Annotated in this window: 11 protein-coding genes; all 11 read right to left on the bottom strand. The window is 40.6% G+C overall.

All coding sequences use genetic code 11. The annotated features are described in order from the left end of the window. Positions 1–292: 292 nt before the first annotated feature. The 11 genes from QM382_RS07525 to QM382_RS07475 all read right to left on the bottom strand — a co-directional run bounded on the left by QM382_RS07525 (position 293) and on the right by QM382_RS07475 (position 13106). Positions 293–1276, bottom strand: coding sequence for an acetylxylan esterase (locus QM382_RS07525; RefSeq protein ID WP_414272912.1), 984 nt, complete (start codon positions 1274–1276; stop codon positions 293–295). 310 nt (positions 1277–1586) lie between these two features. Beyond that, complete coding sequence (gene recG, locus QM382_RS07520) at positions 1587–3602, bottom strand: ATP-dependent DNA helicase RecG (protein WP_414272911.1); 2016 nt, start codon at positions 3600–3602, stop codon at positions 1587–1589. A 24-nt stretch (positions 3603–3626) separates the two neighbouring features. Next, the gene (alr, locus tag QM382_RS07515) at positions 3627–4730 is read right to left on the bottom strand and encodes an alanine racemase (protein WP_414272910.1); all 1104 of its coding nucleotides are present in this window, start codon (positions 4728–4730) and stop codon (positions 3627–3629) included. Continuing rightward, on the bottom strand, positions 4720–5082 hold the full coding sequence (acpS, locus tag QM382_RS07510; protein ID WP_025170401.1) for a holo-ACP synthase: 363 nt from the start codon (positions 5080–5082) through the stop codon (positions 4720–4722). Before acpS ends, alr begins: the two co-directional genes overlap by 11 nt. A gap of 45 nt (positions 5083–5127) precedes the next feature. Continuing rightward, on the bottom strand, positions 5128–6159 hold the full coding sequence (locus tag QM382_RS07505) for a 3-deoxy-7-phosphoheptulonate synthase (protein ID WP_414272909.1): 1032 nt from the start codon (positions 6157–6159) through the stop codon (positions 5128–5130). Position 6160: 1 nt separating this feature from the next. Continuing rightward, a complete protein-coding gene (locus QM382_RS07500; protein ID WP_414272908.1) occupies positions 6161–7192 on the bottom strand; it encodes a 3-deoxy-7-phosphoheptulonate synthase in 1032 nt (343 codons plus the stop codon). An 80-nt stretch (positions 7193–7272) separates the two neighbouring features. Continuing rightward, a complete protein-coding gene (gene secA / locus QM382_RS07495; protein WP_414272907.1) occupies positions 7273–9786 on the bottom strand; it encodes a preprotein translocase subunit SecA in 2514 nt (837 codons plus the stop codon). Between the two features lie 179 nt (positions 9787–9965). Then, positions 9966–10559, bottom strand: coding sequence for a LemA family protein (locus QM382_RS07490; RefSeq protein WP_414272906.1), 594 nt, complete (start codon positions 10557–10559; stop codon positions 9966–9968). A 38-nt stretch (positions 10560–10597) separates the two neighbouring features. Further along, the gene (locus QM382_RS07485) at positions 10598–11440 is read right to left on the bottom strand and encodes a TPM domain-containing protein (protein ID WP_414272905.1); all 843 of its coding nucleotides are present in this window, start codon (positions 11438–11440) and stop codon (positions 10598–10600) included. 287 nt (positions 11441–11727) lie between these two features. Further along, positions 11728–12546 carry an SMODS domain-containing nucleotidyltransferase gene (locus tag QM382_RS07480; RefSeq protein WP_414272904.1) on the bottom strand — a complete coding sequence of 273 codons (819 nt, stop codon included), beginning with the start codon at positions 12544–12546 and terminating at the stop codon, positions 11728–11730. A gap of 5 nt (positions 12547–12551) precedes the next feature. Continuing rightward, positions 12552–13106, bottom strand: a complete 555-nt coding sequence (locus QM382_RS07475) for an SLATT domain-containing protein (RefSeq protein ID WP_414272903.1) — start codon at positions 13104–13106, stop codon at positions 12552–12554. Positions 13107–13230: the final 124 nt, after the last annotated feature.

Raw genomic sequence — 13230 nt, 5'->3', positions numbered from 1 at the left:
GCCCCTAGGGCTTTGAGCAAGAAAGAAACTGTATTGTTGATGGGTTTTTCCCATTCTTTTCATCTGAATTTCTGTTGCGTTTTTCTACTTTATATCTTAAAGCAAGCAACAATTTTACTCCTTTCAAATTGATACTACACTTATTATATAATATTTATTCTAAATTTTAGCCTAAGTAATCTATAATAGAATTTACTTTCAGATATATTTCTATGTTTCAAACTTTTTGAAACTACTTTCTTTACTCCTCAACAAAGAAAGCCCTGTTTTAGCAGGGCTATTTTTCATTTTTTTAATGACCTACATAGGTAAAGGGAATCTCACTACCACACAACCAGTTGTAAACCTGGTCATTGACATGGACATTCATAGCTTCGTGGGCATATTCTGGCATGAGGCGATAACTCTTCTCACAAGTCAAACGATTATAGATGGCAAATTGAGTAATCGGATAGCAGACATCGTCATCAAGACCTGTAATCATTCTCACCTCACCTTTTATTCGATGGGCAAGGTTTTTCACATCGATATAGCCAAGTGTCTCCATGATCTGTTCTTCTGTCTCATGGAAAGGATCATGGAACTTAAAGTAACGAAAAAGCTCATCATAAGCTTCGCTGGTATTCCCAATTTCTAATACTCGTCTAAAGTCTGACAAGAATGGATAGATGGCAACTGTTCGTTTAATCCGTGGATTGAGCCCTGCAGCCACTAAAGCCAGCGCTCCTCCTTGCGAAGCTCCATAACTAGCCAACTGCTCTTCATCTACTTGCGGGAGACTAGCTACAATCTCAACCAATTGATAAATATCTAGATAGACATCTTTATAGAAGAGTTGCTCTTTTCCTTCTACTGCGCCACGAATGATTTGACCCTTAACTGTATTTCCGAGAGGCGAACGCAAGCCGTCTTGAGAGTAACCAGATTGCCCACGGACATCCATCGATACAACCCCATAACCAGCGACCGTAAAGGCTAACATATCTGTCCAATCCCAGCAACGTCCCATATAACCATGGAAGTGGAAAATAACCGGTACTTTCTTATCTAATTTTGGTAAGACTACACGTGCATAAACAAGTCCATCACGTGTACCTTTAAAGGTTAACTCATAGCACTTAACATTTGGAATATGAAAGTCACGTTCCTCTAGTTGGTAATCTGGCAAGACCGAAACCTTGTCAATCTCCCCATCCCAAAAAACATCAAAATCCTGAGGTACTTCATCTCTTCCTTTATATGTTTTCATTTCTTCAACTAATGCTGGATTTCTCATAGAACTCTCCTTTATTTTGTAACCGTTATCATAACTGTAGCACATATGGGGAAGCAATGCAAGAAAGAAAGGGAAACGGAAAGTGGATTTAATGTCCGATCCCAGCAAGAATCCCTCTGAAAGTAGTTTTAAAAAAATAAAAAAGAGCGATTTCGCTCTTTTCTTAGTATTTAGGAGAAGGTTGAGTTTCCTTCTGAAATCTCTTTTGGTAATTTACTTTAATAGTCATGAGAGAGTCCTCGTTTCTTTTTGATGACTCTAGTATAGATACTCACCCTAAAAGCAAACTTAACATTATCTTAGAAAAAGCTTAATCCAAATATTCTTTTTTCTCGAGATGTAAGGCAATCATGTGCCACTCTGGATCCTCTCTCCAATTTGGGAGGGAGCTGATATAGCTAGCTACCTTTCTAGCTTCCTCAAGGATTGGGAAGTCTTCGATGATATCAGCTACATGGAACTCTGGTAGACCCGACTGTTTGGTCCCAAAAATTTCACCAGAACCCCGCATTTTCAAATCTTCTTCTGCAAGGACAAAACCATTGGTCGTTTCCGTCATGATACGCATGCGGTCTTTCCCAGAGTCAGTTTTTGGATTGGCCACTAGAACTGCATAGGACTGCTTGTCTCCACGACCGACACGACCTCTGAGCTGATGGAGCTGACTAAGTCCGAAACGGTCAGCATCCATGATAATCATGACTGTCGCATTTGGCACATTGACACCGACCTCGATAACCGTTGTAGAGACCAGGATATCTGTCTTTCTCTCTTTGAAATCCTGCATAATCTGGTCTTTTTCATCACTCTTCATCTTCCCATGTAAGAGAGCAACTTTTGCTTTTCCTTCAAAATGAGTTGTTAACTCCTCTGATAGAGCAATAGCATTTTTAAGATCCAAGGCTTCAGATTCTTCAATCAAAGGAGAGATAACATAGACTTGGGAGCCTTTCTGAATCTCACCCTCCAACCAAATCAAGACCTGTGGTAATTGCTCATGCTTGATCCAACGAGTTACGATCGGTTTACGCCCTGCTGGCATCTGGTCAATAATAGAAACATCCATATCCCCAAAGGCAGTGATGGCTAAGGTCCGTGGTATGGGAGTTGCCGTCATCATGAGGACATCTGGATTTTCACCTTTTTCCCGTAAAATACGCCTTTGCCCTACACCAAAGCGGTGTTGCTCATCAATGATAATCAGGCCGAGTCGGGCATAGTCCACGCCGTCTTGTATAAGAGCATGGGTTCCGATAATCACATCGGCTTCCCCCTTAGCAATGGTTTCCAAGACCTTGCGTTTTTCTGCAGCTTTCAGCGACCCTGTCAGGAGAGCTAATCTCAAATCAGGAAAGAGACTCTCTAGACTTTCAAAATGCTGCTCTGCAAGAATTTCTGTTGGAACCATGAGGGCAGCCTGATACCCTGCCGTTACAGCTGCATACATAGCAAGACCTGCAACCACTGTCTTCCCACTTCCTACATCCCCTTGTAAGAGTCGATTCATGTGATGGTCCGACTTCATATCTGTTAGAATTTCTTGTAGGCTTTTTTCTTGGGCTTGGGTCAAGGCAAAAGGCAATTTCTCTTTCACTGCAGTTAGTTTTTCCTGAGACCAATTTAGGACCAGACCACTTCCATGAACCTTATTTTCAGACTTGAGGGTCTGTAATTGCATTTGGAAATAAAAGAGTTCCTCAAATTTGATTCGACGGAGAGCCTGTTTGTATTCTGCCAAATCCTTAGGAAAATGCATGGCACGAACAGCCTGACTACGGGGCATGAGTTTGTATTTATCGAGCAAGGACTGGGGGATGTTTTCTTCTATCAAGAGGTCCAGTCCTTGATCAAAGGCGGTTTTAATGATTTTAACAAGTCCTGCTTGACTGATGCCTTGCGCTAGGCGATAGACAGGCTGGAGGTCATCCTCGACTTGGGCTAAAACCTTCATTCCTGTGAGGCTTGCCTTGGCACGATCCCACTTGCCAAAGACAGCCAAGGTTGCTCCTAGTTCAATCTTGTCAGCTAGGTAGGGTTGGTTAAAGAAATTAACTGCAAAAACAACCTCCCCCTGCTTGAGGCTAAAACGTAGGCGATTGCGCTTAAAACCATAATATTGAACACTGGCTGGTGTCACTACCTGACCAGATAAAACAGCCTTTTCACCGTCTTCTAGCTCTAGCACCTGCTTGGTCTTAAAATCTTCATAACGGAAAGGGAAGTAGAGTAAGAGATCTTGCAAGTTTTCAATTCCTAGTTTTGCATATTTCTCTGCTGATTTAGGTCCTACTCCTGGTAAGACATGCAAGGGTTGATGTAAATTCATGCTCTACTCCTTTCCTACTGTTTCTTAATAATATTCTCTTGGAATTCGATCACTGAGGAGACAAACCACCTCATAATTGATGGTTCCTCGGTAAACTGCTACATCTGTTGCAGTAATTTCTTTATCACCGTCTGAGCCAATTAAAGTTACCTTGGTACCCAATGGGTAAAGCTTAGGTATGCGAATGGTGATTTGGTCCATGGATACACGCCCTACAATGGGACACAATTGGCCATCCACCAGAACTGAGAAATTCTGCATGTCTCGTGTCCAACCATCTGCATAACCGATTGGCAAAGTGGCAATGACTTGCTCACTGTCTGCCTGATAAGTCGCTCCGTAGCCCATACAAGCCCCTGCTGGAACTTTTTTGACATGAACGATGGCTGACTCCAAGGTTAAGGCTGGTTTTAGTTTATAAGGCAATTCCAAAACTTGTCCACTTGGATTGAGACCATACATGGAATCCCCCATGCGAACAGCATTAAAAATCGTTTCCGCATGCCATAAAGTAGTTGCGGAGTTACTAGCATGAACCAATTCTGGGACTTCCTTCAAGTCATCTAGGATTCCCTTGAAATACTCTAGCTGTTGCTTAAAGTAGGTATCTGACTCTTCATCTGCAGTAGCAAAGTGTGTAAAGATTCCCTCGACAGAAGCACCATGTCCCTTTAGTAAAGCTTGAGCTTTTGCTACCTCGTTTGCACTTCTAAAACCAATTCGTCCCATGCCTGAGTCAATCTTAAGGTGAACGGTTAAACCAGCTAAGTCTGACTCAGTATCAAGGAGATTCTTAATCCATTCCAATCCTGCCACTGTCAAGGTAATATCAAAATCCTTAGCCAATGAAAAAGATTCGACCTCAGATACTCCTAAAATAAGAATTTTCTTAGCGATACCTGCCTGACGGAGTTCGATGGCTTCATCAATATTTGACACACAATAGCCATCTACATCATCCTGGATAGCTCTTGCAACAGCTATCGCTCCATGTCCATAGGCATTGGCTTTCACAACCGCCCATTTGAGGGTGCCTTTAGGAATGTGTGCTCCCATTTGTTGGATATTGTAGCGGATTGCTTCTAGATTAATAAGGGCCTTGGTTGGTCTATGTGGACTAGTTTTCATGATTTTCCTCCAAAATAACACTAGCTGTCACAAACTGTTCTGTATGGCTAATCGATAACCAAACATTTCCTGAAAATGGGGATTTGCTGAAGTAGGGAGCTCCCTTCTCATCATTCAAGACTTCCAAATCCTGAAATCCAAGCTTCCCAATTCCCGTTCCCATAGCCTTTGAGAAAGCCTCTTTAGCTGACCAACGACCAGCCAAATACTCAACCTGTCTGCGACCTTTGAGACTGGCAAAGCGCTCCATTTCCTTGTCTGTCAAGACACGCTGCGCAAAACCTTCTCTTTTTTCAACTGCATTTTGTATGGAAGCTAATTCTTCGATATCGATTCCGTGTCCAACTATCATTTTCATCAAAAGGAGTTGAGATACCCACAACTCCATCCTTTTCACTTATTTTGTTAAGGTAGTATAGATTTCTTCTACCAGGGCTACTGTGTTTTCCCATCCTAGACACGGGTCTGTAATGGAACGTCCAAAGATTTCTGGCTGGTTTTGGCGACCATCTGCTAAGTAGGATTCAATCATGAAGCCTCGAGCTACCTTTTTAATCTTCTCATTCCAGTCACGGTTGAGAAGAGTTTGGCGAACAATTCGAACTTGCTCCATATACTGTTTCCCTGAATTATCATGGTTAGTATCAATCATGATAAAGGGATTTTCAAGACCCATAGACTCGTAACGTCCGATAGCATCTAAGAGAGTTTCATAGTAGAAGTTTGGTTCATTTTTCCCATATTCATTCACAGCTCCACGTAAGATAACGTGAGCCAAGGGATTCCCTGAAGTTTCAACTTCTTGGCCATGGAAGAGAAAGGTTTGTTTGTTTTGTGCTGCATAGATGGCATTAAACATAACAGACAGATTTCCAGAGGTTGGATTCTTCATTCCCACTGGTGCATCGATTCCTGAAGCAACAAAACGGTGTTCCTGATCTTCTACCGAACGTGCACCCACGGCATGGTAGCTAACCAAGTCATCAACCAAGACCAGATTGGCCGGATACAGCATTTCATCTGCTGTAGTCAATCCTGTTTCTGTAATCACTCGATAATGAAGCTGACGAACAGCCTGCAAACCATTGATTAAGCTTGGAGCTTTAGAAGTATCTGGCTGATGAACTAAACCCTTGTAGCCATCTCCATTGGTACGTGGCTTAGCTGTGTAAACACGCATGACCATGAAAATCTTATCGGCTACTTTTTTCTGCAAGTCTGCCAAACGACGAGCATACTCAAGTACTGCTTCTTCATTGTCAGACGAACATGGTCCAATGACCAACAAGATACGGTCATCCTTTCCTGAAAGGATATCTGCTAGTTCCTGGTCACGACTTTCCTTATGTTGCAAGGTTTCTGCAGATAGTTGTGTTTCCGCCTTGATTGCTTCAATATCGATTTCTTGACCCTTCTCGATAAATGCCATATTATTCTCCTAGTCTTTGGTAGATTTCACGAACAAGAGCTTCAGTATTTTCCCATCCAAGACATGGGTCAGTGATAGATTTTCCAAAGACCTCTGGTTCATTTTGACGACCATCTTCTAGATAAGACTCAATCATGAAGCCACGAACATGTTTTTTAATCTTTTCATTCCAGTCGCGGTTAATCAAAGTTTGACGTACGATACGAATCTGATCCATATACTGCTTGCCTGAGTTGTCATGGTTAGTATCAATGATGATAAATGGATTTTCAAGTCCCATCTTTTCATACTGGGCAATAGTATCCATTAAATTATCGTAGTAGTAGTTAGGAATGTTTTTCCCGTATTCATTGAGGGCACCACGGAGAATGGCATGAGATAGAGGGTTCCCTGTAGTTTCGACTTCTTTCCCTAAGAAAAGGAAACTCTGCTTGTTTTGAGCCGCATAAATACCGTTGAACATAACATTGAGATTTCCAGAGGTTGGATTTTTAAAACCTGTTGCAAAATCTGCTCCACTAGCTACAAAACGGTGTTGTTGGTCTTCAACCGAACGGGCTCCAACTGCCATGTAAGAAATCAAATCATCTACCAAAGGAAGGTTCTCTGGGTACAACATCTCATCTGCTGTTGTCATTCCTGTTTCAGAAATAACACGGTAGTGCAAATGACGAACTGCCTTGATCCCATTGATGAGGCTAGGTGCTTCTTTGGCATTTGGTTGGTGAATCAAGCCCTTATATCCATCACCATTAGTACGTGGTTTTGCAGTATAGACACGCATAACCATAAAGACACGGTCTTTGACTTCTTCCTGAAGTTTTGACAAACGCTTAGCATACTCAAGAACCGCCTCTTCATTATCAGACGAGCAAGGACCGATTACCAACAAAATACGTTGGTCTTCCCCACGAATAATTGCTTCAAGCTCTTGATCACGTTGGAGCTTGTTCGCAAGTACTTGTCCTTCTAGTTTAGACAAACTACGTACTTCATCAATATTAATTTTAGGGCTTTTTGCTGTAAATACCATTATCCATCTCCTTATAAAGCAAACGGACGCCAAGCGAAAATTCACTTTTCACTAGGCATCCGCCTGAAAATTAGTCATTCTTAACGTCGTTTACCGTGACAGTTTTTAAATTTCTTACCAGATCCACATGGGCATAAGTCATTACGTTTTACTTGACTGAGGTCCAAATCAGCTGGAAGATTTGTCTGTTGGGCAGCAATATTTCGAGTTGCTGTCGTACTAATATGATGTTCGGTTTGTGGTCGTTCTTGTTCATGAATTTGTGCTTTCATCATCAAGCGAGTCACATCAAACTCAATTGAACCAATCATATCATTAAACATACGGAAGCCTTCTGCTTGATATTCCACGACAGGGTTGTTTTGGGCATAACCACGAAGACCAACTGCATTTCTCAACTGATCAAGGGCATCGATATGGTCAGTCCACTTGTTATCTACAACACGTAGAATCAAGACTTTCTGGAATTCTTTCACAGCTTCTTCATCACGAAGCTTCGCAACTTGGCTATCGTAGACTTTCAATGCACGTTGGTATAATTCATCCTTGATAGCTTGGTCTGACAAACCTTCTAGGTCTGAAAGTGAAATCGAATCTTCTGGGAGCAAGTTGTACTTGGCAAAGTTCAAGATTGCTTCAAGTTTTTCATCTTGTTTAGAACGAGCATGCCCATCGACAATTCGTCCAATCGTACGGCGAATCATGGCGTGAATTTCAGGAGCCAAGTCACGTTCTGCAGTGATAACATCATAGCGTTGTGCGTAGATGATTTCACGTTGTTCACGCATGACATCATCATATTGGAGGACTTGTTTACGAGTATCGTAGTTATTTCCTTCAACACGTTTTTGCGCTGCTTCGACCTGACGTGTCAACATACGAGATTCGATGGCTTCGTCAGACATGTTGAGACGTTCAAAGACACCCTTCAAACGTTCTGAACCGAAACGCTTCATCAAATCATCTTCGAGTGACAAGTAGAACTGTGACTCACCTGGGTCACCTTGACGACCTGAACGTCCACGAAGCTGGTTATCGATACGACGGCTCTCATGACGTTCTGTACCGATGACACAAAGACCACCAAGTTCACGAACCCCTTCACCAAGCTTAATATCGGTACCACGACCGGCCATGTTGGTTGCGATTGTAATCGCACCACGTTGACCAGCATTCATGATGATTTGCGCTTCTCTGTAGTGATTTTTAGCATTCAATACTTCGTGAGGTACGCCTGCTTCAACCAATTTCTTAGAAAGAAAATCACTGGTTTCAACGGCAACAGTACCTACCAAGACAGGCTGACCTTTTTGGTAACGCGCCTTAACATCTTCTACTACAGCCTTGAATTTTGCATCAAGACTAGCGTAAAGAAGGTCTGAATGGTCGATACGTTGGATCGGACGGTTAGTAGGAATTGGAATAACACGAATGTTGTAGATTTCGCGGAATTCTTCTTCTTCTGTTTTACCAGTACCTGTCATACCTGCCAATTTTTTATACATACGGAAAAGGTTTTGGTAGGTAATCGATGCTGATGTCTTAGTTTCATCTTGGATTGGCACACCTTCTTTAGCTTCAATCGCTTGGTGCAAGCCATCAGAGTAACGACGACCTTCCATGGTACGACCTGTAAATTGGTCGACAATCAAGATTTCTTGTTCTTCGCTGACCACATAGTCAATATCAAGAATCATGATGTAGTTGGCACGAAGGGCGTTGTCGATAAAGTGAGTCAAAGCCACATTTTCGATATCATAAAGATTTTCTAGTTTGAAGAAACTTTCAGCCTTGTCAATACCTGAATCAGACAAACCGATTGTCTTAGACTGAATATCAATGATATAGTCATCTTTATCCAAAGACTTCACAAAGTGGTCAGCCATATGATAAAGTTGGCTTGTTTCAACTGCATTAGCTCCTGAAACGATCAATGGTGTACGAGCTTCGTCGATCAAGATAGAGTCAACCTCATCGACCAAGGCATAGTTGAGCGGACGTTGAACCATGTTCTCTGCACGAACAACCATGTTGTCACGAAGATAGTCGAAACCAATTTCTGAGTTCGTTGAGTAAGTAATGTCACAGAGATAAGCTTCTTTTTTCTCCATTGGAGATTTTGCAGCCAAATTGATCCCTACTGACAAACCAAGCCATGAGTACAATTCACCCATCTCAGTCGCGTCACGCTCTGTAAGGTATTCGTTGACGGTAACTACGTGTACACCTTTTCCTGAAAGGGCATTAAGGTATACCGGCATTGTCGCTGTCAAGGTTTTCCCTTCACCTGTACGCATTTCTGGAACGTCACCGTGGTGAAGAACAATACCACCCATAACCTGAACCTTGTATGGGAAAAGTCCAAGAACACGCTTAGCTCCCTCACGTACAACCGCAAAGGCTTCGTACAAGAGTTGATCAAGCGTTTCACCATTTTGATAACGTTGCTTAAATTCTTCTGTCTTAGCTTGCAACTGCTCGTCTGTCAAAGCAGCCATTTCATCTTCGTGTTTGAGGACTTTATCAGCCATCTTTTCTAAGCGACGAAGTTCCCCTTTATCATTTTCGATGATTGTTTTTAATAAATTTGCCATTTTTTTCCTTACTTTAAATTCTGAATATTTTAGAATGTTCTTTTTATTGTAGCATATTTGCTCAGCTTTTTCAAGAAAGAATCCGTGTTTATACAAGCTAAAAAAGGCTCATTTAGAGCCTTTTTTTGTAAATGTTCAAACTATTGCTAATCATTGATTTTCTTTTAAAAAATTCAAGCCTACTCTTTGGTTGTAGAAGTACTAAAGTCAACCTTTGGAGCTGTCTTAGCTTCTTCGCTTTCTTTAAAGGTTTCTGCCTCTTTAAAATTCATCATATTAGCAAAAAGAACTGTTGGGAAGCTTCTTAATTTTTGATTGTATTCTGTTGCCACTTGGTTGTAATCCTTGCGGGCTACAAAGATACGATTTTCACTTCCAGCCAATTCTGTCATGAGTTGTTCCACATTTTGATTGCTCTTGAGTTCTGGATAATTTTCTGTTAGCGATATCAAACGTGAAATAGCTGAACTTAACTCTCCTTGAGCCTCTTGGTTTTCTTTTGAAGTCACGGAGCCATTCCCAATTTTAGCACGAGCTTCCGCAATCTTGGTAAAAACCTCTGTCTCATGGTTCATCTGGCCTTTTACAGACTCTACCAAATTTCCAATCAAGTCAGAACGACGTTGAAGAGCTGTCGCTACATCAGCTTGCGCTTGTTCGACCTTGGTTTGTTCAGAGACAAGTCCGTTATAAGTGCCTACTACTGAGCAACCGCCAAGCAAGATAATAGCCAGCAAAATGCCCAACACATAAATAATTCCTTTATTTTTCATATCTAAACCTGCTTATTTCTTTAATTTTTATACTAACATTACCAATCATCAGATGAACCTCCTCCATCGAAGCCGCCACCGTCCCAGCTACTAGAGGAGTCTGAATCTGAATCTGACCAAGACGAACCTGAATCGGATGAGTCACTGAACCACCATCCGCCGTCAGAGGAACCTCCTCCTCGGCCACCGCCGCCTCCTCTAATAATGGCTATAAATACGATAATGAAATAAATGATTATCCCGACTCCGAACACGTTGTCCATAGGGTCACTGTTCTTACGATGACTAGACGAGCTACTATTGCGACTCGATTTTTTCCCACTAATGCTATCAGAATAACGTTTGATATCAGAGGAGTCATCATCAGACGAGAAGGTCCCACTTCCTCTATAAAACTGATTGTCCAATCCTTTGGCAATCGCTAGAATTCCTTTACCATAGTCACCAGTTTTGAAATCTGTACGGCTGGCTGCCAAAATCTGCTTGGTTTGATAGTCCGTTATTCTAATGGCGGTGTTATTACTGGTTTCAATCCGCGACTTACGATCTTGAACAGACACGACGATTAGACTTCCAAAATTATCTCCTGAATAACCTATCTTCCATGCTCTGGCAGTTTCATTAGCCACCGTTTCGATGCTTTCTCCTTCCAAACTATCTACGATATAGACACCTATTTGAAGCTTTTCTGCCTTTTGACTATTAGCTTCATTCAAATCTCGAATTTGAGTAACTACTTCCTCTGTCAAATAATGATTTGGGTCATAGATACCATAGTCTGGTTTCTCAGGTGCTGTGAATGCTGACAAGAAGAGAAATACCATCAGCAAACCGAGCAATCGAATGAACAAACTATTTTTTAATAATCTGTATGCTTTCATCATAACCTCCTTATGCAAGGAAAATTGTTTAGAGAATTATAGCATTTTGAACCTTACAAAGAAAGTACGTTTTCATTACAAATCAGTGACAAGAACTAGGAAAATGATGTTAATTTGATGACAAATTCAGTTCTAGTCTCTTGATGTTGTTTCCAAAAAAGAAGGTCCGAGAAAGAGGACTTCACTTAGGGATTTTTAGAAAAGCAGATTTTGAGTGACGCCTTCAAGCGGTGACAAAAGAAATAACGACCTTACAAAAGTAGCAATGCTCCTGTGTGGTCGTTTTCTTATTTGGTAATGTAATTAACTACTTTCCTTAAACATTCTAGACTACTCTCTGTAGATATGTTTTCTCCACTCCCTGGCGCGGTAAGAGTGAGATTGCCCCACATAGAGTTTTGATTTAAATATTCTAATAAAACATTTTCATATGTTCCACTAGCTGAAGAAGAAGTACTTCCTGGCTCAGACCATCTCCATCCCCCCATTGCATGATAGACAAAACTATCAATCACAATTCCTGACAGATGATAACTACTAAAATATGTGTCTCTTATGAACCTAAAGTGTTTACAAGTATCTAGCAATAAACCATTGCTACTAGAGTTTTTGTTTTTCATTGTTTCTTGCTCAGCCTTTGGATTTGTTGAACGCCAGTTCCCACCCATATTAGTATCAGGATATTTGTATGTACCATCCCAAGAGCCATACAAGTCTGTTTTTTTAAATGCTGGAAGAATTTCAAATTTCATTCCGTCACTAAAGTTTATTTTTACAACTTGCCCATCGGCACGTACCTTGCTACGAGGATATGATGAAATAATCGCTTGACGAACCGCTTGTAATAAACGTGATTGTCCATTACCTTTTATCACATCATGTTTTAAATACACATTCTCAGGCAAAACAACCAAAATATCTATATCACTTGTGTCAATTGCAGTTCCACGTCCATATGAACCAACATAGAAGCTATTTTGCGTATCACTTGAAATACCCCAAAATTCTTTATTAATGGCGCCTGTAACGGTATGATAACGTTTTGAAATAGTTGAACGAATACCCTGGTCTATTACTTCGCCTCTCTTTTTTATATAATTACTCATTTTTCTTACCTCCTATGTAGAGAGTTAGGAAGATTACAGTTTATTTCCTCATCAGTAAATTGATTGTCATGATTCACATTTAATGCAGTGCGTGCTTTTTTTACAGCTTTGTCAGTAGTGCGTGGTGCTTCAGCATATAGGACAGCTAACTTTTCTACAATATCCTCATACATATCTGCTAACTCATTTACTGTTTTTTGTTTTAGATGAATTAACATTAATAGCAATTTTAATTCATCCCTAATTTTCAACATTTTCTGAGCAGAATTATTATGAGCTGAAACTAATGTCTGTAAATCAAAAGATTTAAAGAAAGCACTAATGAAAACTGATACAAATGATATTAATGCAGATAACACTTTCAACCACATTTGATCTGTAAATATTAAAGAAACAATCCCAACCGATGTTAGGGATGCAGTTGCTATTTTAATAGTTTCCATGCATTTATATTGTAAAAAATATATATCAGCCTGTTTTTCTTGGATTTTGTGTGACCATACAACACTTCCGAAAGTATTTCTTACAGAATCTTCTAATATAGAATATTCATTATCCATGAAACGAACCTCCTTTGTTATTACGAACCTCAATAAGCATTTTCTGGAATATTTGAGAGTTTAGATATTCTTCTTTAATTACATCCATATTGTATCCATTTACCTTTTCAAAGTTAGGCAACCA

This window comes from Streptococcus infantis, assembly GCF_047465185.1.
Taxonomy (GTDB): domain Bacteria; phylum Bacillota; class Bacilli; order Lactobacillales; family Streptococcaceae; genus Streptococcus; species Streptococcus infantis_O.
This window is presented reverse-complemented; position numbering and strand designations above follow the sequence as displayed.

Coding starts and splice junctions, on each gene's coding strand:
- alr (WP_414272910.1), bottom strand. CDS start 4,730: ATGAAAACTAGTCCACATAGACCAACCAAGGCCCTTATTAATCTAGAA.
- QM382_RS07490 (WP_414272906.1), bottom strand. CDS start 10,559: ATGAAAAATAAAGGAATTATTTATGTGTTGGGCATTTTGCTGGCTATT.
- QM382_RS07500 (WP_414272908.1), bottom strand. CDS start 7,192: ATGGTATTTACAGCAAAAAGCCCTAAAATTAATATTGATGAAGTACGT.
- QM382_RS07525 (WP_414272912.1), bottom strand. CDS start 1,276: ATGAGAAATCCAGCATTAGTTGAAGAAATGAAAACATATAAAGGAAGA.
- QM382_RS07485 (WP_414272905.1), bottom strand. CDS start 11,440: ATGAAAGCATACAGATTATTAAAAAATAGTTTGTTCATTCGATTGCTC.
- secA (WP_414272907.1), bottom strand. CDS start 9,786: ATGGCAAATTTATTAAAAACAATCATCGAAAATGATAAAGGGGAACTT.
- recG (WP_414272911.1), bottom strand. CDS start 3,602: ATGAATTTACATCAACCCTTGCATGTCTTACCAGGAGTAGGACCTAAA.
- acpS (WP_025170401.1), bottom strand. CDS start 5,082: ATGATAGTTGGACACGGAATCGATATCGAAGAATTAGCTTCCATACAA.
- QM382_RS07480 (WP_414272904.1), bottom strand. CDS start 12,546: ATGAGTAATTATATAAAAAAGAGAGGCGAAGTAATAGACCAGGGTATT.
- QM382_RS07475 (WP_414272903.1), bottom strand. CDS start 13,106: ATGGATAATGAATATTCTATATTAGAAGATTCTGTAAGAAATACTTTC.
- QM382_RS07505 (WP_414272909.1), bottom strand. CDS start 6,159: ATGGCATTTATCGAGAAGGGTCAAGAAATCGATATTGAAGCAATCAAG.